Below are 25,742 nucleotides of genomic sequence, written 5' to 3'. Positions count from 1 at the left end.
GTAAATTCTGCGACGTGGCGGATAACTCTGGTCATCGCTGCCTTTGACTTGAGCGCCCAATCCGCTAAAGGCCGCGGCTGACCTTTTCATTCCCTTGGAGTTTCTTATGCGCGCCGACGCAGAAGGCTATGTTGCCCGCATTGATGCCGCCCTCAACCTCGTCAAGATGTCGCTTGATTGGGACCGTGCTTTGCGTCGTTTGGACGAATTGAACGCCAAGGTGGAGGATCCAACCTTGTGGGACAATCCGAAAGCCGCCGAAGAAGTCATGCGCGAACGCCGCCGTTTGGATGCGGCCATTGCTACCGTGCGCGAAATTGACGCCGATAAGGCGGGCACGGTTGAGTTAATCGAGCTTGCCGAGATGGAAGGCGATGCCGAGTTGGGCGACGAGGGCGCTGCCGCATTGAAGGCATTGGCAGACAGGGCGGATCGCGACAAGGTTTCTGCATTGCTGTCGGGAGAGGCAGATGGCAACGATACCTTCATTGAAATTCACGCTGGCGCTGGTGGCACCGAGAGCCAGGACTGGGCTGAAATGCTACAGCGTATGTATTATCGCTGGGCTGAACAGCGCGGTTATAAGGTTGAGATGGTCGATTATCAGGCGGGTGATCAGGCGGGCATAAAATCCGCGACATTGCTGGTAAAAGGCGAGAATGCGTATGGCTATGCCAAGACTGAAAGCGGCGTCCATCGTTTGGTCCGCATTTCGCCTTATGACAGCGCGGCAAAGCGGCATACGAGCTTTTCCAGCGTCTGGGTGTACCCAGTAATCGACGACAATATCGACATTGAAATCAACGAAGGCGATTTGAAAATCGATACCTATCGGGCGTCTGGCGCAGGTGGGCAGCATGTTAATACGACGGATTCAGCCGTCCGCATCACGCACAAGCCGTCGGGCATCGTCGTTGCCAGCCAGAATGACCGCAGTCAGCATAAAAACCGCGCCACCGCGATGGGCATGTTGAAAGCGCGGCTTTACGAAGCCGAATTGCGCAAACGTGAAGAGGTCGCGAGCGGCGAATATGCGGCTAAGACCGAAATCGGTTGGGGCCATCAGATCCGCTCTTATGTGCTGCAGCCTTACCAAATGGTGAAAGACCTGCGCACCGGCGTTACGTCGCCGACGCCCAGCGACGTGCTCGACGGTGACCTCGACAATTTCATCGCCGCAGCATTAGCCCAGCGGGTTACCGGGGAAGCTGTCGCCGTGGATGATGTGGATTAATTTTCGGACTGGCCGTCAAGCGGTCCTTAATCCCCCGGCGAAGCTGCGCTTCCGGCCAGCAATAGGGCAATGATACCCCAGGCTCTGTGCACTGCCCGACAACCACTCCAAGCTAAAAAACCGAGTTGACGCTTGCGTCAAGTGCGTGGGCTCCTTAAAAGACGTGTCTTAATCAGACGATTAAATCTTATCGAAATGGAAAGCACTTCATGACCGATTCTCCCCCCAAATCCGGTCCGTTAAGCGGCATAAAGATTGTTGAGCTCGCCGGTATAGGACCTGGACCTTATGCTGGGCAGTTGCTGGCGGACATGGGGGCGGACGTAATTGTCATTGATAGGCCGGGTGGCTCTATCGTGCCCAAGGCCATTGATGGGCGTGGTAAAAAATCAATCATCCTTGATTTGAAGAAGCCTGAAGCGGTGACCGCTTTGTTGAAGCTGGTTGCATCGGCTGATGTCTTGATTGAAGGACTGCGGCCTGGTGTGACCGAGCGCATGGGGGTAGGTCCCGATGCCTGTCACGCGGTCAACCCTGGTCTGATTTATGGCCGGATGACGGGCTGGGGGCAAACGGGGCCGTGGAGCCAAATGGCCGGGCATGACATAAATTATATCGGCATGACGGGCGTTTTGAACGCGATCGGTAAGAACGGGCAGCCGCCGGTTCCGCCGCTCAATATGGTTGGTGATTTTGGTGGCGGGTCGATGTTCCTCGTCAATGGTATCCTTGCCGCTTTGGTCGAGCGCGCACGGACCGGCAAAGGTAATATAGTCGATGCGGCGATTGTCGATGGCACCAACAGCCTGATGAGCTTTGTTCATGGCATGGCCGGGCTTGGCCAATGGCGCACGCAGCGTGAAGCAAATTTGCTTGATGGCGCGTCCCCATTCTACCGTTGTTATATGACGTCGGACGGTAAGTTTATGGCCGTTGGCTGTATTGAACCGCAGTTTTTCGCCGCGATGATGGAGCGCTTACCCGTCGATAAAGATACCTATGGTGGGCAGCATGACCGCGCAGCTTGGGCAAAGCAGCATGAATTGCTGGAAGATGTGTTCGCGACTAAAACGCGCGACGAATGGGAAGCGATTTTTGCCGGAACCGATGCGTGCGTGACGCCCGTGCTGGATTATGTCGAAGCCGCATCCCATCCAGCAAATGCCGCACGGCAGGCCTTTGTACAGGATGGGCGTTGGTTGCATCCACAGCTTGCGCCGCGCCTTGCAACACAGCCTTTGGCTTCCCATTTCGATATTGCCACAAAAGGCGGCGATTATGCCGACATATTGACCGAGGCTGGCCTCGGTGAACATGAAATATCCCAACTGATCGCGGCGGGTGCTGTGGTCGCAAACAAGGACTGAATATGACCGAAGCCTATATTTATGATGCGGTGCGTAGCCCGCGCGGCAAGGGGCGCCCAGATGGTGCATTGCATGAAATTACGCCAATCGATCTGGCCGGGCAGGTCTTGGCCGCGATCCGTGACCGTAATGGTTTGTCGGGGGAAGAAATTGAGGATGTAGCCTTTGGTTGCGTTTCGCCCGTGGGGGAACAAGGCGCAGTCATTACGCGCACCGCGGTTCTTGCCGCGGGCTATCCGCACACAACTTCGGGTATTCAAGTAAACCGTTTTTGCGGTTCTGGCCTTGAAGCGTCGAACATTGCTGCGGCCAAGGTGAAATCCGGTGAGTGCGATCTGGCAGTAGGCGGCGGCATTGAATCGATGAGCCGCGTGCCCATGGGTTCAGACGGCGGCGCATGGCCAATCGACCCGCGTTCGGCAATTGCCAATTACTTTATTCCGCAAGGTATTTCGGCGGACCTGATCGCCACCAAATATGGCTATAGCCGCGACGATGTCGATGCCTATGCCGTTGAGAGCCAGAGGCGCGCTGGCCGCGCATGGGCTGAGAAGCGCTTTGCGCGTTCCATCCTGCCCATCAAAGACGTTATTGGTGAGGTTGTACTTGACCATGACGAATTGATGCGTCCGCAAACCGATATGCAGTCCTTGGGTGCGTTGGCCCCTGCATTCCAAATGATGGGCACGATGATGCCTGGCTTCGATGATATTGCCATCATGCGCTATCCCGACGTCGAAAAGATCAATCATGTTCATCATGCGGGCAATAGTTCGGGTATCGTCGATGGTTCGGCTGCCGTGCTGATTGGCACGAAGGAAGCTGGCGAAAAATACGGCCTGAAGGCGCGGGCGCGGATTGTTTCAATGGCGTCGATTGGTTCTGAACCTGCCATCATGCTGACGGGTCCCGAATTTGCCGCACAAAAGGCGCTGGCCCGGGCAGGAATGGACAAAGGCGATATTGACGTGTGGGAATTGAACGAAGCCTTCGCTTCGGTTGTCCTTCGCTTCATGGAAGCGATGAACATCGACCATTCCGACATCAATGTGAACGGCGGCGCAATAGCCATGGGGCATCCTTTAGGTGCAACGGGTGCGATGATCCTTGGGACTGTATTGGATGAGCTGGAGCGATCCGGCAAATCGACTGCGCTTACCACCCTGTGCATCGGGGCGGGCATGGGCACCGCAACCATCATTGAACGCGTGAATTGATCGGGACAGAAAATATGACATATAAAACTTTCTCCGTCGATATCGACGCCGATGGCATTGCACTTTTGACCATCGATCTACCCGACGCCTCCATGAATGTATGGAATGGCGCGCTGATTGAAGAATTTACCAAATGGGTAGATGATTTCACGACCAACGACGCCGTTAAAGGCGCGGTCATCACCTCGGGCAAAAAATCGGGTTTTTTGGCTGGTGCTGACCTTACTATGTTGGGCGGCGCGAAGGCGAACAGCACTAAAGAAGCTTTTGACCAGGCATTTGCGTTGAACGCCTTGTTGCGCAAAATGGAAACAGGCGGTCAGTCGGCCAAGGACCTAAGTTCCGGTAAAGCGTCAGCTAAGCCAGTGGCTTGCGCGCTGAATGGACTTGCCTTGGGCGGCGGACTTGAGCTGGCTTTGGCGTGCCATTACCGCGTCGTTATCGACCATCCGAAAATTCAGCTTGGCATGCCCGAAGTCATGGTGGGCTTGCTGCCCGGCGGCGGTGGCACACAACGGACGCCGCGCCTGATCGGTCTGCAGAATGCAGCGATGATGATCATTCAGGGCAAGGCGCTCGATCCTGCCACGGCAAAGGCGCAAGGCCTCGTCCATGAAGTCGCGCCAGCGGCTGAACTGATTGCGCATGCGAAGGCCTGGGTTAAAGCAAATCCGAAGGTCACAGCACCTTGGGATAGGAAAGATTTCAAATTCCCGGGTGGGGCAGGGGCAATGGACCCGCGCGCCGTGCAGTTATTCGTTGGCCTCAACGCCATGGCGCACAAGGAGAGCAAAGGCAATTTCGATGCCATAAAGGCGATACTGTCTTGCCTGTATGAAGGCTCGATCCTGCCATTCGATACCGCGCTGCGTGTGGAATCGAAATATTTCACCAAACTGCTTTCGGGTAGCCAAGCCAAGAACATGATCCGCACCTTGTTCATAAATAAGCAGGCCGCCGAGAAGGGCGCTGGACGTCCCGCAGGCGTGCCTCCAGTGGAGATCAAGAAGGTTGGCGTGTTGGGTGGCGGCCTGATGGGGTCGGGTATCACACATGTCACCGTCAAGGGCGGCATGGATGTGGTTGTTCTCGATCGTAGCTTGGAAGACGCCAACAAGGCCGTCGATTACAGCCGTAAGATCATCGACAAGGCCGTTAGCCGTGGCAAGATGACCAAGGAGGCTGGCGACGCCTTCATGGCGCGGATTACGCCGACCGACAATTATGACGACCTAAAAGATGTTGATCTGATCATTGAAGCCGTTTTCGAACGTCCTGATGTGAAGGCCGATGTAATCAAGAAGGCAGAAGCCGTCATCGGTCCTGATGTCGTATTTGCGTCCAACACATCGACCCTGCCGATTACAGGCCTTGCCAAAAATTCGTCGCGTCCGGAACTGTTCGTTGGACTGCATTTCTTTTCACCGGTTGAAAAGATGCCATTGCTTGAGATCATCCCCGGCGCGTTGACGGGTGATCGTGCCTTGGCAGCGGCGTTTGATTACAACGCCAAAATCAAGAAAACGCCGATTGTCGTTAAGGATGTGCGTGGATTTTTCACCAACCGGGTGTTCCCGCCATATATGGGTGAGGCGATGAAGCTGGTGACTGAGGGCGTAAAGCCAGCGTTGATTGAAAACGCATCAAAGGCGCTTGGCATGCCCATCGGTCCGCTGGCGTTGCTTGATGAAACCACCTTGCAATTGGGCTATGACGTTATGCAGTCGACCAAGAAGGAATTGGGCGACGCGTATCAGCCAAGCGGCACCGAAGACTTTATGGAGTTGATGGTGGTCAAGCTTGGCCGCAAGGGACGCCGCTTTGGTTCAGGCTTTTACGATTATGATGCTAAGGGCGAACGGCTGAGCCTGTGGCAAGGTATGGCGGAGCATTATCCGCTCGCCGCTGAACAGCCGTCCGTTGACGAGGTGAAGCAACGTTTGTTGTACATCCAACTGATTGCCACGGCACAGTGCTTTGAAGAAGAGGTCGTCAAAGACCCGCAAAGCGCCGATTTGGGGGCGATTTTTGGTTGGGGATTTGCGCCTTATACAGGCGGTCCGATGAGCTATATCGACACAGTTGGGTTGGAAAACTTCGTCCGCACCGCTGACAATCTTGCGCAACGTTTTGGCCATCGGTTTGCACCGCCCAAAAACTTCCGTGAGATGGCAGACAAGGGCGAGACTTTGTATAAAACCGCCCCATAAATCCTGAACGGCAGACAAAAAAAGGGCGGCTTCCGGTTTGGAAGCCGCCCTTTTTGTTTGCACTCTTGGTTTTAGAACTTGGCGCGGACGGTCATGCCGTACATGCGGGGTTCTTCCACGAAACCGATGCGCGAACGGGTACCGAAACCACCGCGAAGCGGGGTGTTGGCGGTAATGCCGCGCGTGATTTCATTGCTCAGGTTCGTACCCCATATTTCAAAGGTAAACTGTTCATCTGGCGTAGTTAGGCCGATGCGGGCATTCATTTTGAAATAGGCATCCTGATAATCGAGAGGAACTGGTGCAGTGACCGTTCCGGCGGTGTTCACGTCCAATGGGATCGTGCTAGTGCGGCGGCGATCCGAATAATTGATATTACCATTTACCAGCAGACCCCAGCCAGAGTCACTGACCTGTCCTTCATAGGTCAGGCCAACAACACCCGCAAATTTCGGGGCATTGGTCAGCGAAGAGCCGCACAACCTTCGTGTCGACGGCAGTGCCGCTGCCACTACGCCGTCCGCACAATTTCCAGGATAGCGCGAATTGGCATAAGTTGCCGAGACATTGGCCGAGATATTGTCGCTCAGCTTGCCAAACAACTCTAATTCAGCACCCGTTGACCGCGCCGAATTTACGTTAAAGGTAAGGAACTGAACGCCCGTGAATTCCAAAACTTGGAAATCGCTCATCTTCATATCGAACAAGGCCAAATTGGCTTTGATCGATCCGAACAAAGTCGCCTTTGCACCGATTTCGATCTGATTGACCTTTTCCGACTTAAAGTCTGGCTCAGCGTAGACTGGTGCCACGACAGTACCTGTTTGTAACCCAGCAAGAACGGCTGCCGAATTCTGCAAGACTGCGGACATGGGGTCTAGGTTGAAACCACCCGATTTGAAGCCATGGCTGTAACCAGCATAAAGCAACAGATCTTCATTCGCCTTGTACCCGACCTGAGCGGTATAGGTGATCTCATCATCCTTGAACGTATCCGACCATGCGCGTGGCAAAGGCAGCAACCGGCTGGCCAAACCACCACCCAATGCGGCCGGTGCAGTCAAATTGGTCGACACTGCAAACGGGAAGCAGTTTAGGAGGATCGCGCCGCCTTGTAACGCCGACGGGACTTGACCTGCCAAAACGGCGTTGGTGGTGGCCTGACAGGCGCTAGATCCTGCACCGGTAGTAGCGCCAAGCTGGCTAAACGATGCCTCTTTCTCTTCCTTTACATAGCGCGCGCCCAAAGTGAGGCTAAGCTTTTCGGTAATGCTCAACACATTATGCGTGAACACTGACCAGCTTTTGGCATTTTGAAGGAAGCGGTTTTCAGCATAATTGCCATTAGCGTCAACTGCAACGCCGCCATTGCCAGCCCTTGTAAACGCCAACAATGGGTTGGAGCCTGCAAGATTCGCAAAGTTGAACGCACTGTTCGTCTTCTGGAAATCAGCATTCAACGTCATCGTCTGATCGGCTGTAATATCTTCATCGCCGTAGAAGCCGCCAATCAACCAATCGAGCTTGTCATTAAAGGCTGTGCCCTGAATGCGCAGTTCTTGCGTCATGGTTTTGATATGGTCGCCAGATGGCAAGATGCCGGGACGCGAAGTCGTCGCACCATTGCCGACGGTGTAGGTGTCATTACCGGTGAAGCCGCCTGTGGTGGTCGAGCTCGAATCAAATTTACGATACGATCCGATATAAGTGAGCTTAGCGCCGCCCAAATCCCACTTCAGTTCGCCTGAGACGCCCCATTGCTTGGATCCGTTGAGATAGTTTTTCGCATTGATGGAGAGATTGTTCAGTGCAGAGCTGCCCGATTGATCAACACCATCGCTGGCCAAACCATGTAGCGCCGAGAAAGGCGCTAGTTCGGTTTCACGCACGATGACGGCCTGACAGCATTGCTCGTCCGTCTTGGCGTAATCCGCAAGCAGTCGGATGCTCACATCCGCATTGGGTTCTACGTAGAGTTGTCCGCGCAGCATATAGCGGTCACGATCATTGCTTTCGACACCGGACGGGGTCTTCAAATAACCATCACGCTTGCGCCATGTGCCGGACATACGAAGCCCTGCGACATCTTGTACAACAGGAACGCTAACACCTGCTTGCAAGTTCATGAAATTATAATTGCCATAGCTGGCATTCACAAAGCCCTCGGTCGTCGAAAGGCTAGGGCGCTTTGTAGTTACGTTCAGCGCACCAGCTGAGGTGTTGCGGCCAAACAAAGTGCCTTGCGGACCACGCAAGATTTCAAGGCGCTCAAGATCAACGAGGTCGCCGAGTGCAACGCCTGGACGCGACTGGTATACACCGTCAATGAACACGCCAACCGAGCTCTCAAGGCCGGTATTGTTGCCAGTCGTGCCGACGCCACGAATTTTGATTGAGGTGCCTTGCGTTTCAGTCTGCGATGACTGGATGTTGAAACTGGGGGAAATTGCCGCCAGATTCTTAATGTCGTTGATGCCCTGACGCTCCAGTGCTTCTGGCGCAACGGCAGTCACGGCCAACGGAATGTCCTGAACATCCATCGCGCGCAACGTTGCGGTCACGATGATGGGCTCATTACCGCTGTCTTCTTCGGCCTCAGCTGTTTGGGCAAAAGCTGCAGGCATCAGCATGACGCTACAAACTGTGCTGCACAAAGCTGCGGTAATAACACGATTAAATCGACGCATTTCTCTCTCCTCCATTTAACCGACAACCCATTGGCATTTACTGCTCTTATATGGTTGACGGCGGTCTTAACACTTCCCGGTTGGGAAAATCCGGGAAGAAACTCTATGAACGACATATCCTATCGCCGAAATTTGACAAATCCAGCAATTTAATCATGCGATTGAAAATATCATTTTGCTGTGGCTTTTGCGCCTTTTGACGCTAATCATCCCCGGCTATGTTTGACCGCCCCACGATTTTGGACGAGGCATTTTCCCGCCGCGTCGCTGCGCATGATTTTCCGGAACCGCGCTCCAGCCAGGTTACGAAATTGGCCCCGCCGCACATAGTTGTCGATCTGTTTGATAGTCAGATTATGAGCCGCCATCTCGACCTTTGGGCCCGCCGTTCGAAGGGGAAAACTTTTTATTCCATCGGTAGTTCGGGGCATGAGGGTACAGCCGCAATGGCCGCTGCAACACGTTCGACCGACATGGCATTTTTGCATTATCGCGATGCAGCTTTCCTTATCCAACGTAAGAAGCAAGCAGGTGGCCTGACGCCGTTGCACGATATGGCCTTGTCCTTCGCCGCATCCGCGGATGACCCGATTTCGGGCGGGCGGCACAAGGTATTGGGGTGTGCGCATAGTTTTGTTCCGCCGCAAACCAGCACGATTGCGTCTCATTTGCCGAAGGCAGTTGGTGCGGCGCATTCGCTTGGCATGGCGCAAAGGTTGCAGCTTGCCGATGCTGTTTTGCCGCATGATGCGATAATTTTATGTTCGTTCGGTGATGCCTCTGCGAACCATTCAACGTCGCAAGGGGCATTCAATGCGGCTACTTGGGCTGCATATCAGCATTTGCCGATGCCTATTGTCTTTATGTGTGAGGATAATGGCATCGGGATTTCTGTGCGAACCCCGGGCGGCTGGATTGCCGCCAATTTCGCGCATAGGCCCGCCTTGCATTATATAAGCTGCGATGGTGCGGACATGAATGATGCTCTGCGCGGATGCGCAGAAGCGGTGACCTATGCTCGTACGCGACGCAAGCCAGTGTTTCTGCACATGCAGACAGTCCGGTTGATGGGGCATGCTGGTGCAGATGTTGAGCTAAGCTACGCTTCTATTGCACAGATTGAAGCTGCAGAAGCGGAAGATCCGTTGTTACACAGCGCGCGTATTTTGCATGAACAAGCGGGCATGTCAGGCGCAGAGATTGTTGCGCGCTATGAAGATATGCGTGCCCGGGTCGACCGCGTGGCTCAGGATGCCTTGGCTAAACCGCGTTTGGTAACTGCTGCAGAAGTGATGGCGTCGATTGAACCAACGAAATCCGCGCAACCCCCGCAGCCCTTACCCGATGCGGCGAAGCGTGATGCGCTGTTCACTAAAGATGCGCGTAACCTTGCTAAGCCCGCGACCTTGGCCAAAAGCATTAATTTCGCGTTGGCAGACATCATGTTGCAATATCCTCATGTCGCGGTGTTTGGCGAAGATGTCGCGCGCAAGGGCGGCGTCTATGGCGTGACGCAAGGCTTGCAGGAGAAATTCGGCGCTGCGCGTGTATTTGACACATTACTAGACGAACAAACGATCTTGGGCCTTGCCGTTGGCATGGGGCATAACGGCTTTGTGCCAATCCCCGAAATCCAGTTTTTGGCTTATCTGCACAATGCTGAGGATCAAATCCGCGGAGAGGCTGCGACCTTATCGTTCTTTTCGAACCAGCAATATCGCAACCCTATGGTGATCCGCATTGCTGGTCTGCCATATCAAAAGGGGTTTGGCGGGCATTTCCATAATGATAATAGCTTGGCCGTCCTGACCGATATTCCCGGTATCATCGTTGCTTGCCCCTCCAGCGCCGCTGATGCGCCAGCAATGTTGCGGGAATGCGTCCGGCTGGCGCATGAGGACGGACGGGTCGTGGTCTTTATTGAGCCTATCGCGCTCTATCATACAACCGACCTGCAGCAACCGGACGACAGCGGTTGGACCGCACCTTATGTTGCGCCGGATCAGGACAAAATGATCGCGCTTGGTGCGCTAGGTCAATTTGACAAGGGTACTGAGCTTGCCATTATAACATACGGAAATGGTTATTTTCTATCGCGGCAAGCGGCGGATGAATTGAAGGCGGGGGGGATTGACCTGCGGATCATTGATCTACGTTGGCTGCACCCGTTAAAGGCCGCTGCTATTGTCGCGGCAGTGGCAGATTGCAGGAAGATTTTGATTGTCGATGAATGCCGCAAGTCGGGAAGCCTCAGCGAAAAGTTGATGACCATTTTTACCGAAGCTGGACGCGGCGATGCCGTCAGTCGGATTACAGCCGAAGATTGCTTCATTCCTTTGGGGCCAGCAGCGGAGCTGGTGTTGCCCAGCAAAGCATCTATCATCGAAGCGGCGCGGGCGGCGGTGGCATGAAAAAACGGGCTTTAGTTATTTGCCCTGGGCGCGGGACCTATAATGCTACAGAACTTGGTTATCTGAAAGCGCATCATGCGGCGCGCCAAGACGTTATTGCGACAGTGGACGCCACTCGGACCGCGATGGGGCAGGTAACTGTATCGCAGCTTGATGCCGCAGGCAAATACGCGCCGTCAGTACATATGACGGGCGATAATGCCTCGGCTTCGATTTACGCCTGCGCAATGGCGGACTTTGCTGCGATTGACCGTGAACAATATGACATTGTCGCTGTAACCGGTAATTCTATGGGGTGGTATCTGGCCTTAGCTTGTGCGGGTATCGTCGATCTTGCCGGCGGAGCACGGCTCGTCAACAATATGGGCGGCATCATGCACCAGCATGGGGTCGGTGGACAAATTGTTTGGTCAGTCGCGGATGATGACTGGAATATCCAGCAAGATAAATTGTTATTTGTTAATAATTTAATCAATGAAGCGCAGAAAATTTCTCAAATAAGTGCGTATATTTCCATCCGGCTTGGCGGTATGATAGTTTTTGCCGCAGACGAGGCTGGGCTCAAATGGTTAATGGAACGGTTGCCTAAAGATGACCGTTTTCCGTTAAAGCTTATGCACCATGCCGCATTCCATAGCCCTTTGCTGAACCATGTTGTTCCGATGGCGCGGACAGCCAATCCGCTTAACGATTTCGGGTTTGGCGAAATTCCGGCGATAGATGGGCAGGGCCGAATTTGGTCCCCACGCGCATTTAGCCGTGATGCTATTTATGATTACACGTTCGGTGCGCAACTGACCGATAGCTATGATTTTAGCCTTGCAGTTCAGGTCGCTGCCGCCGAATTTGCACCCGATACGATAATTGTGCTTGGCCCCGGAACAACCCTAGGCGCGCCAACCATTCAGGCGCTTATTGCTTCGTGTTGGCGTGGTCTTTCTGGCAAGGCAGACTTCCAAGCACGGCAGCAGGATGAACACGTTTTGATATCGATGGGCATGGCCGAACAGCGCGCGTGGGCGTTAAGCTAATTACTGCATACGAATAAGCGCTAGACGCCTTCTCGCTTCCGGATAAAGGGAGGAACGAATTGCGAGGCCATTATTGTTGTCTTGCTAGGAGATAAAAGGAATGCGAGTCCATAGTTCAACCTTGCTGCTGTTCGGGGCGACGGGTGACCTTTCGCGCCGGATGTTGTTACCGTCCTTATACGCCTTATACGCCGATGGTTTGATTCAACCGAATTTGCGGATTTTTGGCACCGCGCGAAGCCCGCTGACCGACGACGGTTTTCGCGACATGGCCCGCGCGGCCTTGTGCGAATTTCTGCCTGAGGACCGTAAGGCTGAGGGGTTGATTGACGCCTTCTTGCAACGCTTACATTATGTCGCGTTAGACGCCTCTAACCCCGATGGCTTTGTGGAACTCGCCGATACCATCGGTGATATATCGGGTGGCTTGTCCATTTTCCTGTCCACAGCGCCATCTTTGTTCGAAGCCACAATCAAAGGACTGCACAATGCCGGTCTGTCGGGCGAGAATGTGCGTATTGGTCTTGAAAAACCATTGGGCAATGATCTTGCGTCCTCGTGCCATATTAATGATGCCGTCAACGCCGTATTTCCGGAAAAACGCACCTTTCGCATAGACCATTATCTGGGCAAGGAAACCGTGCAGAACCTCATGGCGCTGCGCTTTGCCAATATGTTGTTTGAACCATTGTGGAATGCCAATGCCATAGAGCATGTGCAGATCACGGTTAGCGAAACTGTCGGGCTTGAGGGTCGCGCTGGTTTTTATGATGATACCGGTGCGCTGCGGGACATGGTGCAGAACCATATGTTGCAACTTCTTGCACTGATTGCGATGGAACCGCCCGCCAGCCTGGATGCTACCGCCATTCGTGATGAAAAGGTGAAGGTTCTGCGCGCGCTGCGTCCTGTGGTGGAGGGTGACGTTGTGACCGGTAAATACGCCGAAGGCGCGGTCCAAGGAGATGCGGTTCAAAGTTATGAAAGCGATCTGGGTAAAGCATCCGACACCGAAACCTTTGTGGCGATAAAGGCGTATGTCGACAATTGGCGCTGGCAGGGTGTTCCGTTCTTCCTGCGTACGGGCAAACGCCTGCCCGAACGGCGCAGCGAGATTGTCATACAATTCAAGCCTGTGCCGCACAATGTATTTCGAGACCGTGGCGGAAAACTCGACGCCAACACTCTTATCATCCGTTTGCAACCGGAAGAATATGTCCGCTTGTTGGTGATGGCAAAAGAACCTGGTCTAGATCGCGGCGGAGTTACCTTGCGGGAAGTGCCGCTGGATTTGTCACTGACGGCAGCCTTTGCCGGATCGCGTCGGCGGATTGCGTATGAAAGACTGCTTCTCGACCTCATAGAAGGCGATCAGACTTTATTTGTCCGCCGGGATGAAGTTGAGGCGCAGTGGACATGGATCGATGCCATACGGGCCTTGTGGAACGCCACGGCACTTAAGCCAAAAACCTATGGCGCGGGAAGCTGGGGTCCCAATGCGGCGATAGCGCTGACTGAACGCGATGGAGTGAGCTGGCATGAGTAAATTGCACGTCACAGTCGAAGCCGTCACCGCGCGGATTATCCAACGCTCCAAGCTTGGGCGTCAGGCCTATCTCGACCTGATCGCTAAGCAACGCGATGCGGGTGTTAATCGTCCGGTTTTAAGCTGTGGTAACCTCGCGCATGGCTTTGCAGCTAGTGGCGAGGACAAGGCGGCCATTCGCGATGGCAAGGCGATGAACATCGGCATTATCAGCGCGTATAACGACATGCTTTCCGCGCATCAGCCATATGGACGCTACCCCGAACAGATGAAGATTTTTGCACGTGAGGTTGGCGCCACGGCGCAAGTGGCAGGCTCGACCCCCGCCATGTGCGATGGTGTCACGCAAGGGCAGGATTCGATGGAGCTGTCCTTGTTCAGCCGCGATGTTATCGCGATGGCCACGGCGGTGGGTCTTAGCCACGGCATGTTCGAAAGCGTTGCGATGCTGGGCATTTGCGACAAAATTGTACCCGGTCTATTAATGGGCGCATTGCGCTTTGGTCATTTGCCAACCATCCTTGTGCCCGCTGGGCCCATGCCATCGGGTCTTGCCAATAAAGAAAAGCAACGCGTGCGGCAGCTTTACGCCGAGGGTAAGGTCGGGCGCGCCGAATTGTTAGAGGCGGAAGCCGCGTCGTATCACAGCGCGGGCACTTGCACTTTTTATGGCACCGCAAATTCAAACCAGATGATGATGGAAGTGATGGGACTACACATTCCGGGTTCGGCTTTCATCAACCCCGGCACGAAGTTACGGACCGAATTGACACGTGCTGCCGTCCATCGCCTCAGCGAGATTGGCTGGGATGGAGATGATTATCGGCCCTTGGGGCTTTGCGTGGATGAAAAGGCAATTGTGAACGCCTGTGTGGGCTTGCTTGCCACGGGTGGTTCGACCAACCATGCACTGCATATTCCGGCAATTGCACGGGCAGCGGGCATCAATATTGACTGGGAAGATTTAGACCAATTGTCCTCTGCGGTGCCGCTCATTGCCAGAGTCTATCCAAATGGCTCAGGCGATGTGAACCATTTCCATGCCGCAGGCGGGATGGGTTATGTCATCCGCGAACTGATTGACGCTGGCCTGCTGCATCGCGATATCATGACGGTCGCAGGCAATGACTTGGGCGATTATGGGCGTGAGCCGGTGCTGGAGGATGAAAAGCTTGTCTGGCGAGACGCGCCAGAGGTCACGGCAGATGACACCATGTTGCGTCCACCGTCAGCGCCCTTTAGCCCCGATGGCGGGATGCGTCTGGTGACGGGCAATTTGGGCCGTGCAACATTCAAGACCAGCGCAGTCGATCCTGCCCGCTGGAAGATAGAAGCGCCCGTCCGTGTGTTTCATGACCAGAATGACGCATTGGCAGCATTTAAAGCGGGCGAATTGGATCGCGATGTCATTGTCGTTATCCGTTTCCAAGGTCCCGCCGCTAATGGCATGCCGGAATTGCACAAGCTGACCCCATGCCTCGGTGTGTTGCAGGATAAGGGCTTTAATGTGGCGCTCGTCACGGATGGTCGTATGTCCGGCGCGTCTGGGAAAGTGCCCGCTGCTATCCATTTAAGTCCAGAAGGTGCGCGTGGTGGGGCTATCGCAAAGCTACAGGATGGCGACATCGTCCGGCTTTGCGCGAACACTGGAACATTGTCGGTCTTGGTGGATGCAGATATCTGGTCATCTCGTGCGCCAGCACCGACGCCAGCACGGCATATAGGAACAGGGCGTGAGTTGTTTGCATTGATGCAGGCCGGCGCCGATGAGGCAGAGAAAGGCGGATCGGCCATGTTAGCGGTTGCTGGACTATGACGGCGATTGTGGCTGTCGATATCGGCGGAACCCATGCCCGGTTCGCCCTAGCTGAGGTTCAAGACGGCCGCGTGCTTGCCTTGGGTGAAGCGGTGACGCTGAAAACTGCTGAGCACGCGAGTTTTCAGACGGCGTGGCAGGAATTTGAACGGATCAATGGCACACCACTTCCCCGCGCGGCGGCAATTGCAATTGCTGGGCCCGTGGATGCTGATGTGATCAAGCTGACCAACAATCCATGGATTATTCGTCGGTCGCTTGTGTGCGAGAAATTGCAGGTAGACAGTTTTGTCATCGTTAATGACTTTGGCGCCGTTGGGCATGCCGTAGCACAAGCCGGTTCAGAGCATTTCCAGCATCTGACCGGGCCAGAGCAGGACTTCGCTACGGAAGGAACGTTGAGCATTATCGGGCCGGGAACGGGTCTTGGCGTGGCGCATGTATGGCGCAAGGGCAACGATTATCATGTGCAAGCAACTGAGGGTGGGCATATCGATTTTGCGCCGTTGGACGCGATTGAGGACGCGGTCTTGGCAAGGTTGCGCAAGCGTTATCGACGGGTGTCGATTGAACGCGTTGTATCTGGACCAGGCCTTATCGACCTCTACGAAACGCTTGCGGCGATTGAGGGGCGTGCGGTCCAACAATATGATGACAAGACCTTATGGCAAATGGGCATGTCAGGTGAAGACAGCCTTGCCGCTGCCGCGGTTGACCGCTTTTGTCTGTCGCTGGGCAGTGTCGCGGGTGATATCACACTCGCACAGGGCGGTTTCGCAGGCGTTGTGATTGCAGGCGGGCTAGGCTTGCGCATAAAGGACAGCCTTATTCGTTCGGGCTTTGCCGAACGCTTTCGGGCCAAGGGGCGCTTCGAAGCCCTAATGGCTGCGATACCGGTCAAGCTTATCACACATCCACAACCAGGCCTTTTTGGTGCAGCGGCTGCTTACGCCCAGCAACATATTTGAGGACATCGCTCCATGACTCTCATCGAAAAAATCATGCGCACTGCGCCCGTTATTCCGGTTCTGGTAATCGAAGATGCCGCGCATGCGCGTGGCATAGCGGAGGCGCTCGTGGCGGGAGGGCTTCCCGTGCTTGAGGTAACCTTACGCACCGCTGCGGCGTTGGATGCGATTGCCGAAATGAAGAAAGTCCCCGGCGCGATTGTTGGGGCTGGTACCATTGTCGATGTGCCGAGTCTTGAATGTGCTATCGGTGCTGGCGCTGAGTTCATTGTCTCGCCGGGCCTGACCGACAATTTAGGTAAAGCAGCCGTCGCCAAAGGCATACCATTCTTGCCTGGTGTCGCGAGTGCTGGTGACATCATGCGCGGGCTTGAGCTCGGCCTCACGCATTTCAAATTCTTTCCAGCCGAGGCCAATGGCGGCCTTCCGGCACTCAAGTCGCTTATTGGACCATTCGGTCAGTGCAAATTTTGCCCTACTGGTGGTATAAAACAAGATACAGCAGCAGATTGGTTGGCCGTTCCGGAAATTTTATGTGTTGGCGGTAGCTGGCTTGTTGGTAAAGGCGTTCCCGAAGTTGCCGCGATTGAATCGGCAGCGCGCGCCGCATCGGCATTACGGAACTAACGGAGACGCAAGGCATATGGCCGAAGAAATCGAATGGTGGGATTTTGACGCTGCGGAAGATTTGATTGATGCCGTGGTCGGCGATGTCAGCTTCATCATTGAAAGCGCTTTGGATGCGCGGGGGCAGGCTCTGGTAGCATTTCCCGGGGGTTCAACACCAAAGCCGATTTTGGAAAAGCTTGCTCAGGCTAATATTCGTTGGAAAAACGTAACAATTATCCCGACCGATGACCGCTTAGTTCCCGTGGACAATGCCTTGTCTAATGTGGCGATGATTGCCAAAATTTTCATTCCAAAGGGTGCGCGGGTTTTGCCAATCGCAAGTGATGCCGCCGACCATAAACTGGCGGGCAGCGCGGCGAATGCACGGTTGGCTGATTTGCATTGGCCGCCAGATCTGGTTTGGCTCGGCATGGGAACAGATGGCCACACGGCATCGATTTTCCCTGGCCCTGATTTGGAATTGGTGATGGACAGCGGCAAAGATGTTCGCGCCGTGGGCGTTGCACCCGATCCTTTACCGCCCGAAGCGCCCGTTAATAGGGTTACATTAACAGGCGCAGCCATCGGCGCGGCGCGAACGGCTATTTTGGTTATTAGCGGCGCACAGAAACGTGAAGTGCTAGAAACAGCGATCGAACAGGGCGGAAAATCAGCTTATCCTGTCGGCCGGGTGCTCGACAAAATTGTCGTTCCTGTCGACATTTACTGCCTCGACGACTGATTTAGCTTGGCACGGTTTACGGGGGCGGTCCGTGCGGCAGTCAGCCTAAGAATCAGTCGTCGCGAGACACGCGTTCCTGACGTTCATGGCGTTCTTGTGCCTCTAACGTCATGGTCGCGATAGGCCTTGCGCGCAGGCGCGCGAGAGAGATAGGTTCCCCAGTGACTTGGCAATAACCATATTCGCCTTCAGTGATACGACGCAAAGCAGCATCAATCTTGGCGATAAGTTTGCGTTGACGGTCGCGGGTTCGAAGTTCGATACCCCAATCGGTTTCGCTCGAGGCGCGGTCGTTCAGATCTGGCTCGCGCATGGGGCCATCCTGAAGCTGGTTCAGCGTTCCTTGTGCTTCCGCCAAGATGCTATTTTTCCAGTCAACAAGCTGTTTTTCAAAAAATTTCAGTTGCCGTTCATTCATGAATGGCTCGTCATCACCAGGCACATATGAATCATCGATGCCATAGTCAGGGACGTTTTTTTTGCTGATTGTGTCTTGAGGCTTGGCGCTTACGCCCATCCTAATTCTCCACCCTGGGGCAGCCCCTCCAGAACGCAGGAGTCTGCGACCAATCCACTCTTGGCGGCGCTATAGACTCGGGCCAAATACGGCACAAGCCAAATGTTACGTCCTAACGTCCATCAGGCATAAGGGCGGTAAATAGGACGTGTATACAAATGGTTTGAACCTTGAATGCTATGGCTGGCAAGAAAATAGTATCCGCAGCGCATGTGCATGCATTTGGGCGTACCCATTTCCCATTGCGAAACTGCCATTCGCGGGGCATAGCCTGCCGCTATGCATGACCTAAAATATATTCGTGAAAATCCGAAAGACTTTGACGCGGCTCTAGCAAGGCGTGGTGCCGAGCCCGTTTCTGCATCCATTCTTGCTCTGGACGAAAATCGGCGCGCAATTTTGACCGAAATGCAGAATGCGCAGGCCCGCCGCAACGATGCGTCGAAAGCCATAGGTGCGGCCATGGGCAAGGGCGATACCGCAACGGCCGAAGTGTTGAAGGCCGAAGTTGCGCAGTTGAAAGACACATTGCCACAGTTGGAAGAGCGCGAACGAGCGGCAGGCATGGAACTCGACACCTTGCTTGCAGGCTTACCAAATTTACCATCTGCGGATACCCCTGACGGCGCAGATGAGACCGAGAATGTTGAAATTGCGCGCTGGGGCGAACCACGCAATTTTGATTTTGAACCCCGCGATCATGCCGATATTGGTCCCGCTCTTGGCCTTGATTTTGAAACGGGTGTTGCCATTTCTGGTGCACGGTTCACCTTCATGCGCGGGCAGATGGCGCGCTTGAATCGCGCGCTTGGTCAATTCATGCTTGATCATCAGACGGCGCAGCGCGGTTACACAGAGTGCGCGACGCCCTATCTTGTGCGGCAGGAATCTTTGTTCGGAACAGGGCAGTTGCCCAAATTTGCCGAAGACAATTTTCAGACAACCGACGGTCGATGGCTTATTCCAACCGCTGAAGTGTCACTGACCAACAGTGTGCGAGAACAAATTTTGGACGAAAGCGCACTACCGATCCGGCTGACGGCGCTGACCCCATGTTTCCGCTCCGAAGCAGGTGCAGCGGGCCGCGATACCAAGGGGCTTATCCGCCAACACCAGTTTGAAAAGGTAGAATTGGTCTCCATCGTTCGGCCTGAAGACAGCGCGGCAGAGCATGAACGCATGGTGGAGAGCGCCGAAGGCATTTTGCAAGCGCTTGAATTACCCTATCGGAAGATGCTGCTGTGTACGGGTGATATGGGTGCAAGCGCTCGGCGGACCTATGATCTCGAGGTCTGGTTACCAGGGCAAGCACTATACCGCGAAATCTCAAGCTGCTCGAACTGCGGTGACTGGCAGGCGCGGCGGATGAATACCCGCTACCGTCCAACCGAAGGCAAGGGCAATGTTTTTGTTCATACGCTGAATGGCTCTGGCCTTGCGGTTGGCCGCACGCTTGTCGCTGTGCTTGAAAATCACCAGCAGGCCGATGGCAGTGTCAATATTCCGTCGGTCTTGCTGCCTTATATGGGCGGTCTCATGAAGTTGGAGCCAGCTGCCTGATGCGTATATTGTTGACCAATGATGATGGCGTTAATGCGCCTGGCCTTAAGGTGCTTGAGGCGATTGCCCGAACGATCAGTGATGATATCTGGATTGTTGCGCCTGCGGAGGAAAACTCTGGTGCCGGCCATTCGCTTACCTTGACGAAGCCCGTACGCATTCGCCAGCATGGGGAAAAGCATTATTCGGTCGCTGGTACCCCAACAGATTCCGTCATGCTGGGGCTCGGCGTCATTATGAAAGATGCGAAGCCGGATCTTATCCTATCGGGCGTGAACCGTGGTGCCAATTTGGGTGATGATATCACTTATTCCGGCACGGTGTCTGCTGCGATGGAGGGTGCATTGGCAGGCATTCGTTCCATCGCACTGAGCCAGGTTTACAGCAAGGAAGGTATGGCCGATGCTGTGCCCTTCTCGGCGGCGGAAGCATGGGGTGAGCGCGTCTTGCGTCCGTTGCTCGATATGCCGGACACGCCGCGCACATTGACAAATATAAACTTTCCGCCGTTGCTGCCGCAAGACGTGAAGGGGATTAAAGTCGCCCGTCAGGGTTTCCACGACTATAGTCGTGGGTCAATTGTCAAAGGAACGGACCCACGCGGATATGATTATTATTGGTTTGGTTTGCACGGCATGCTGCATACGCCGGGCCATGATACCGATCTTGAAGTCATTGAAGATGGTTATATTGCTGTCACGCCTCTCCAACTTGATCTGACACACCATGAATCGCTAGCAGCATTGAAGCAGAGATATAGCATTTGAAGCCGCGCTTAGTGCTGATGGCCCTAATGCCCAAGGATAAGGAAGACCAAACCCATAGCTGCGTAGAACACGATCCAATATCCGGCATCGATGGCGAACAATCGGCCTGACTTACGCGAAAACAGGTAATTGGTGCCAATGGCAGGGATGATATAGCCAAACGAAATGCCCACAGAAATCATCAGCGTCGAACGCGTATTGGTATCAAAAAACGCCAATAAATGACCAAGGAAAACGGCCGAAAGTACTGAAAAAGAAAAGGTTAGGCCGTATATTTTAAACATATTGCTGCCACGCAATTGCTCCTCGGTAAATCCATGCTCTGCCATCCATGCCTTACCAAACAATGGCCCATACCATAGGCCACCAATCAAGAAACCCGTCGCCGCTGCTACCAATATCGCTAACAAATTCGCGTTCGCCATCAATTTTCCTCACGCAGTTTTCCTCTGCAACCATGCGCGTGATCGACATCCGTGACAAGCCTGCGGAAACGCGCTATGCGCCGCCCATCATGGCAACAATCATTAAAGCAGCGCCGAAAGTCGGCATGGTATCGCTTGGCTGTCCCAAGGCGCTGGTCGATAGCGAACGAATTCTCACCAAATTGCGTGCAGACGGCTATGGCCTGTCGCCCGATTATGCGGGTGCCGATGTCGTGCTTGTAAATACGTGCGGGTTCCTCGATTCCGCAAAGGAAGAAAGCTTAGAAGCCATTGGCGAGGCTATCGCGGAAAATGGCCGTGTCATTGTGACGGGCTGCATGGGTAATGAGGCCGATGTTATTCGTGCTCGCTTTCCCGATGTGTTAGCCATTACCGGTGCGCATCAATATGAGGCTGTCGTATCCGCGGTCCATGAAGCTGCCCCACCGACACGCGGTGCATTTGTAGATCTGGTGCCTGAAGGCGGATTGAAGCTCACGCCGCGCCATTATAGCTATTTGAAAATTTCAGAAGGCTGCAACCATAGTTGCGCGTTCTGTATTATTCCGACCCTGCGCGGAAAGCTTGCTAGCCGCCGGATAGACGCTGTGCTGCGTGAAGCGGAGAAGCTAGTTTCTGCTGGCACCAAAGAGCTGCTCGTTATCTCGCAAGACACTTCCGCTTATGGTGTCGATACACGGCATGAACCACGTGAATGGCAGGGGCGTCAGGTGCGCGCGCATATGACTGACCTTGCACGCGAACTCGGTTCTTTGCGCACCAGTGACGGCATCGCACCATGGGTCCGGCTGCATTATGTTTACCCTTACCCGCATGTGGATGATGTCATTCCTTTAATGGCGGAGGGATATTTGACCCCTTATCTCGACATTCCGTTCCAACATGCTGCGCCGGATGTCTTGAAGGCCATGAAGCGGCCAGCCAATGACGCCAAGGTGCTTGAGCGCATTCGCAAGTGGCGCAGCATCGCGCCGGACATCGCGATCCGTTCAAGTTTTGTTGTCGGCTTCCCCGGTGAAACCGAATCTGATTTTGAATATCTGCTCAATTGGCTGGAGGAAGCGCAACTAGACCGTGTTGGCGCGTTCCGCTTTGAACCGGTGGACGGCGCGCAAGCGAACGATCTGCCCAACCCAGTGCCTGAAGAGGTCAAGGAAGAGCGATTCCAGCGTATCATGGCGAAAACAGCCGCAATCAGCGCCGCTAAGCTTGGGGCAAAGGTGGGGCGTAGCATTCCAGTTATCATCGACGAAATCGGCGACGTGGATGAAGATGGCAGCATTGGTGCGACTGGACGGTCGCAGGCCGATGCGCCTGAAATCGACGGCCATGTTTATCTGCGTGATGTCGCTCCCACTTTGAAGGCGGGTGATGTCGTGCTCGTCAATGTCGAGGACGCTGACAAGCACGACCTGTTTGGCGTGGTCGCCTGATTATTTGCGCTTTGGCGGTAATGGAAAGAAGCCTGATGTGCGGGCGACATAATCTGCATATTCGGGCCGCGTTTTCTTCATGCCACGTTCCAATAATGGCTTCCCTGACCATCGCGTCAGGGTGAATGTCAAGAATATCGGGCCAATGACGCTGATCCATCCGGCTAGACCTGTTTCGCAGGCAATAAGCCAAATGCCCCACCATGTGCAGGCATCACCAAAATAATTGGGGTGGCGGGTATAGCGCCATAGGCCAGTATCCAGAACTTTACCCTTATTTGCGGGATTGGCGCGGAATGCGTTAAGCTGTGAATCGCCGATGGTTTCAAATGATATGCCGATAATCGCAATGATTGTGCCGCATAACGCCAAGGGACCTAAGGTTGTGTTGCCGCCTTCGCTTGCCCAAATGCCAAGCTGCGCGGGTAGGGATGTTATGAAGAGCAACGGCGCTTGTGTGAGAAATACCGAAAGCAAGGACGTCTTGCTCCAGCTCCAGCCTTTCTTTTCCATCACGCTACCCATGATTTTTGCGTAGCGTGGATCTTCACCATGCGCGCGCCAGCGTGTCCAAAGATGAAGGGTGAGACGTAAACCCCATAGGCTGGTCAGCGCCAGCAGCAGGTGGGACCGTGTATCGGGTGTGTTTGATTGCGCCCAAGTCGCCCAGGCCAGTAACACCATACCAAATGCCCAAAAGGCATCAATAAATGACACATCCCGAATTTTGACGGAATATGCCCATAAGGCAAGAATTACGGCCAGCAACGCCGCCGCATTGATAAGCATTGTCGAACCAAAATCAGTCATGCATCGTCCCTCGCAAATATCTCCGTCATTCCTTTGGTCGGGTATTTTGGTTTAACCTTAGCATAGATTTCTGCAACCTTCGCCATATCAGCTTTATAATCGCCGGTCGGCCAGATCGCTGGACCGAGCCCGCCCGTTTTGGAACCATAGTCCATCATGCCGACTACCAAGGGCACGCCTGCGCCCATCGCGATATGATAAAAACCGGTTTTCCAAGCCTTAACCGTGCCGCGTGTTCCCTCCGGCGCGATGGTCAGCATGAATTCGTCGCGGCGACGAAATTCGTCAATCATCTGCTGCACGTAATTACGGTTTGAACTGCGGTCGACAGCAACGCCGCCCATATCAAGCATGAAGTTCGTGAATGGCCACCGGAAAAGCGAAGTTTTGGCCATGAAATGGGGCTTAATACCTAAGTCATTGGTCAGTCCCAAAAAATAAACAAAGTCCCAGTTACTGGTATGTGGGGCCGCAATCAGCACGAATTTGCGCTGTTCCGGTACCACGCCATGTGCATGCCAGCCCGCGCCTTTATAGATGCCGACCAGTGCCCGCCTGAACAACCTGGATAGCCAGCTAGGCTGGCGTTCATTCAATGACATTAAGATATTCCTCCCCCATCGCTCACATAACGCCGTTACAATGCATTTCAAACGGCTTGTTTCGTAAATACGCAAAGGCTAGGCAATTCGTCGCAACAAAAATCAACGCGGGAAAATACATGTCGCAACATGCACAAGGTGCCATTCCAGTCATTTCCTCGACAGGCTTGTTTACGCCATCGGATACCATCAGCAATGAAGAGCTGGTAGCAAGTTTCAATGCTTATGCCGACCGATATAACGCCGCTAACCCAGATGCAGAGCCGCTTACGCACAGTTCAGTTGAATTTGTAGAGAAAGCTAGCGGGATAAAATCTCGGCATGTGATGGACAAGCGCGCCATCGTCGACCCTGATATTATGGAGCCACGTTACGCAGAGCGGCCAAATGACCAAATTTCGCTAATGGCGGAAATTGGAGTTGCTGCGTGTCGAGACGCTTTGGCGCGCGCTGGACGGAGCATCGAAGATGTAGATGCCGTTTTATGCGCTGCTTCTAACATGCAGCGTGCGTATCCCGCCATGGCGGTAGAGATCCAGCATGAGCTTGGTATGCAGCGCGGCTTTGGCTTTGACATGAACGTTGCTTGTTCATCGGCAACGTTCGGCATTCAAACTGCTGCTGACTACATTCGCAGCGGTAATGCGCGTTCGGTATTGGTTGTAAATCCGGAAATCACTTCAGGGCATCTCAACTGGCGCGATCGCGACAGCCACTTCATCTTTGGTGATGTGGCGACAGCCATATTGGTTGAGGCGAAGGATATAGCGCCTGCGCAACATTGGGAAATCCTAGGTACACGGCTGAAGACCCAATTTTCGAATAACATCCGTAACAACTTTGGCTTTCTCAATCGTGCGCATGGGCAGGGACCTGTCAATCAAAGCGGGCCGCGCAATGACAAGTTGTTCGTTCAAGAGGGCAGGAAGGTGTTTAAAGAGGTTGTGCCAATGGTCGGGCAAATGATCGTTGAGCATGCCGAAAGCCTGGGCTTATCTGGAACAAATTTACGCCGTATGTGGCTGCATCAAGCCAATACAGGGATGAATAGACTGATCGCCCAAAAGGTTTTGGGGCATGAAGCAAATGAGGATGAAAGTCCGACAGTGCTTGATACCTATGCCAACACCTCAAGCGCAGGCTCCATCATCGCCTTTCACAAGCATAATGAAGACTTAGCTGCTGGGGATCTTGGCTTAATCTGTTCGTTTGGCGCTGGCTATTCGGCGGGTTCGGTGTTCGTGCAGAAGGTGGCTTAATCCAAGGGGCGCGGGTTCACCAAGTAAATCCCGCGTCTCTTTCTTTGTGCAACCCGTTCTGTGGCGGATTGTTCAGATCGATTTAGCTTGCCCTGCCAAGGCTATGCGCCCGATCGTACCTTATTTAGTCCAGTATCATGGCCAGCAAGATATAAATCAAAATAGGTGAGCCAAAGCCGAGAATAATGGCAGCGGCAAAGATCAGGCGAATAATCATGGCATCCATGCCTGTCCAATTGGCAAGGCCAGCGCAAACGCCGAGAATTTTCTTGTTGGTTTTATCAAGTGTTAAACGTGACATAAAGCTTCTCCCTAAATATGAAATGTGGTTCTGATTTACGCGATAATTGCTGCAACAGGCGCAATGGCAGGTGCCACGCTAGTACCGATCGTCAACAATGCGCAGATCACCGCTGCGAAAGCGGATAGAATGTGTGTGCTTGCATGTTGTGTCATGTTGATATCCTTTTCCATGTCCCGGCTAATCCGGCTATGGAAAGTACACTGCAT

At 54.0% G+C, this 25,742-nt stretch carries 21 protein-coding genes; 15 read left to right on the top strand and 6 right to left on the bottom strand.

Annotation, left to right across the window (positions count from 1 at the left end; genetic code table 11):
- The first annotated feature begins 106 nt into the window (after window positions 1–106).
- The 4 genes from prfB to D7D48_RS06465 all read left to right on the top strand — a co-directional run bounded on the left by prfB (window position 107) and on the right by D7D48_RS06465 (window position 6,028).
- The gene (gene prfB / locus D7D48_RS06480; RefSeq protein WP_125230501.1) at window positions 107–1,234 is read left to right on the top strand and encodes a peptide chain release factor 2; all 1,128 of its coding nucleotides are present in this window, start codon (window positions 107–109) and stop codon (window positions 1,232–1,234) included.
- A gap of 209 nt (window positions 1,235–1,443) precedes the next feature.
- Window positions 1,444–2,601: a CaiB/BaiF CoA transferase family protein gene (locus tag D7D48_RS06475; protein WP_125230500.1), complete on the top strand. Its 1,158-nt coding sequence runs from the start codon at window positions 1,444–1,446 to the stop codon at window positions 2,599–2,601.
- Window positions 2,602–2,603: 2 nt separating this feature from the next.
- Window positions 2,604–3,818, top strand: a complete 1,215-nt coding sequence (locus D7D48_RS06470; protein ID WP_125230499.1) for an acetyl-CoA C-acetyltransferase — start codon at window positions 2,604–2,606, stop codon at window positions 3,816–3,818.
- A gap of 14 nt (window positions 3,819–3,832) precedes the next feature.
- Window positions 3,833–6,028: a 3-hydroxyacyl-CoA dehydrogenase NAD-binding domain-containing protein gene (locus D7D48_RS06465; protein ID WP_125230498.1), complete on the top strand. Its 2,196-nt coding sequence runs from the start codon at window positions 3,833–3,835 to the stop codon at window positions 6,026–6,028.
- A gap of 71 nt (window positions 6,029–6,099) precedes the next feature.
- Here the strand turns inward: D7D48_RS06465 and D7D48_RS06460 are convergent, their stop codons facing one another.
- Window positions 6,100–8,715, bottom strand: coding sequence for a TonB-dependent receptor (locus tag D7D48_RS06460; RefSeq protein WP_185739793.1), 2,616 nt, complete (start codon window positions 8,713–8,715; stop codon window positions 6,100–6,102).
- Between the two features lie 218 nt (window positions 8,716–8,933).
- Here D7D48_RS06460 and D7D48_RS06455 point away from each other — a divergent pair, with 218 nt between their 5' ends.
- The 7 genes from D7D48_RS06455 to pgl all read left to right on the top strand — a co-directional run bounded on the left by D7D48_RS06455 (window position 8,934) and on the right by pgl (window position 17,838).
- Window positions 8,934–11,126 (top strand): thiamine pyrophosphate-dependent enzyme, encoded by a 2,193-nt coding sequence (locus tag D7D48_RS06455; RefSeq protein WP_125230496.1) that lies wholly within the window; start codon window positions 8,934–8,936, stop codon window positions 11,124–11,126.
- Window positions 11,123–12,157, top strand: coding sequence for an ACP S-malonyltransferase (locus D7D48_RS06450; RefSeq protein WP_125230495.1), 1,035 nt, complete (start codon window positions 11,123–11,125; stop codon window positions 12,155–12,157). Before D7D48_RS06455 ends, D7D48_RS06450 begins: the two co-directional genes overlap by 4 nt.
- 100 nt (window positions 12,158–12,257) lie before the next feature.
- Window positions 12,258–13,703, top strand: coding sequence for a glucose-6-phosphate dehydrogenase (gene zwf / locus D7D48_RS06445; protein WP_125230494.1), 1,446 nt, complete (start codon window positions 12,258–12,260; stop codon window positions 13,701–13,703).
- Window positions 13,696–15,519 (top strand): phosphogluconate dehydratase, encoded by a 1,824-nt coding sequence (gene edd, locus D7D48_RS06440; RefSeq protein WP_125230493.1) that lies wholly within the window; start codon window positions 13,696–13,698, stop codon window positions 15,517–15,519. The genes zwf and edd overlap by 8 nt, the downstream gene beginning before the upstream one ends.
- Window positions 15,516–16,487 (top strand): glucokinase, encoded by a 972-nt coding sequence (gene glk, locus D7D48_RS06435; protein ID WP_125230492.1) that lies wholly within the window; start codon window positions 15,516–15,518, stop codon window positions 16,485–16,487. The genes edd and glk overlap by 4 nt, the downstream gene beginning before the upstream one ends.
- 12 nt (window positions 16,488–16,499) lie before the next feature.
- Window positions 16,500–17,114, top strand: coding sequence for a bifunctional 4-hydroxy-2-oxoglutarate aldolase/2-dehydro-3-deoxy-phosphogluconate aldolase (eda, locus tag D7D48_RS06430; protein WP_125230491.1), 615 nt, complete (start codon window positions 16,500–16,502; stop codon window positions 17,112–17,114).
- A 16-nt stretch (window positions 17,115–17,130) separates the two neighbouring features.
- Entirely contained in the window at window positions 17,131–17,838 is a 708-nt protein-coding gene (gene pgl, locus D7D48_RS06425) for a 6-phosphogluconolactonase (protein WP_125230490.1), read from the top strand.
- A 52-nt stretch (window positions 17,839–17,890) separates the two neighbouring features.
- On the opposite strand, the gene dksA is transcribed toward pgl, so the two are convergent.
- The gene (dksA, locus tag D7D48_RS06420) at window positions 17,891–18,256 is read right to left on the bottom strand and encodes an RNA polymerase-binding protein DksA (RefSeq protein WP_245964403.1); all 366 of its coding nucleotides are present in this window, start codon (window positions 18,254–18,256) and stop codon (window positions 17,891–17,893) included.
- 378 nt (window positions 18,257–18,634) lie between these two features.
- On the opposite strand from dksA, the gene serS reads away from it, so the two are divergent.
- On the top strand, window positions 18,635–19,915 hold the full coding sequence (gene serS / locus D7D48_RS06415; protein ID WP_125230488.1) for a serine--tRNA ligase: 1,281 nt from the start codon (window positions 18,635–18,637) through the stop codon (window positions 19,913–19,915).
- Window positions 19,915–20,682, top strand: coding sequence for a 5'/3'-nucleotidase SurE (surE, locus tag D7D48_RS06410; protein ID WP_125230487.1), 768 nt, complete (start codon window positions 19,915–19,917; stop codon window positions 20,680–20,682). Before serS ends, surE begins: the two co-directional genes overlap by 1 nt.
- Window positions 20,683–20,705: 23 nt before the next feature.
- On the opposite strand, the gene D7D48_RS06405 is transcribed toward surE, so the two are convergent.
- Window positions 20,706–21,107, bottom strand: a complete 402-nt coding sequence (locus tag D7D48_RS06405; protein WP_125230486.1) for a DUF1761 domain-containing protein — start codon at window positions 21,105–21,107, stop codon at window positions 20,706–20,708.
- 89 nt (window positions 21,108–21,196) lie between these two features.
- Here D7D48_RS06405 and rimO point away from each other — a divergent pair, with 89 nt between their 5' ends.
- A complete protein-coding gene (gene rimO / locus D7D48_RS06400; RefSeq protein ID WP_125230913.1) occupies window positions 21,197–22,561 on the top strand; it encodes a 30S ribosomal protein S12 methylthiotransferase RimO in 1,365 nt (454 codons plus the stop codon).
- On the opposite strand, the gene D7D48_RS06395 is transcribed toward rimO, so the two are convergent.
- Together D7D48_RS06395 and D7D48_RS06390 are read right to left on the bottom strand one after the other, a co-directional pair.
- Window positions 22,562–23,371 (bottom strand): DUF1295 domain-containing protein, encoded by an 810-nt coding sequence (locus D7D48_RS06395; protein ID WP_125230485.1) that lies wholly within the window; start codon window positions 23,369–23,371, stop codon window positions 22,562–22,564.
- The gene (locus D7D48_RS06390; protein ID WP_125230484.1) at window positions 23,368–23,973 is read right to left on the bottom strand and encodes a lysophospholipid acyltransferase family protein; all 606 of its coding nucleotides are present in this window, start codon (window positions 23,971–23,973) and stop codon (window positions 23,368–23,370) included. The genes D7D48_RS06395 and D7D48_RS06390 overlap by 4 nt, the downstream gene beginning before the upstream one ends.
- A 119-nt stretch (window positions 23,974–24,092) precedes the next feature.
- On the opposite strand from D7D48_RS06390, the gene D7D48_RS06385 reads away from it, so the two are divergent.
- Window positions 24,093–25,232, top strand: a complete 1,140-nt coding sequence (locus tag D7D48_RS06385) for a beta-ketoacyl-ACP synthase III (protein ID WP_125230483.1) — start codon at window positions 24,093–24,095, stop codon at window positions 25,230–25,232.
- Window positions 25,233–25,356: 124 nt separating this feature from the next.
- Here the strand turns inward: D7D48_RS06385 and D7D48_RS06380 are convergent, their stop codons facing one another.
- On the bottom strand, window positions 25,357–25,533 hold the full coding sequence (locus tag D7D48_RS06380; RefSeq protein ID WP_125230482.1) for a PspC domain-containing protein: 177 nt from the start codon (window positions 25,531–25,533) through the stop codon (window positions 25,357–25,359).
- Between the last annotated feature and the right edge of the window lie 209 nt (window positions 25,534–25,742).

The organism is Sphingorhabdus wooponensis, from assembly GCF_003933235.1.
GTDB classification, from domain to species: Bacteria; Pseudomonadota; Alphaproteobacteria; order Sphingomonadales; family Sphingomonadaceae; genus Sphingorhabdus_B; species Sphingorhabdus_B wooponensis.
Note: the sequence above shows the minus strand (reverse complement) of the source record. Positions and strands in the feature narration are given on the sequence as shown.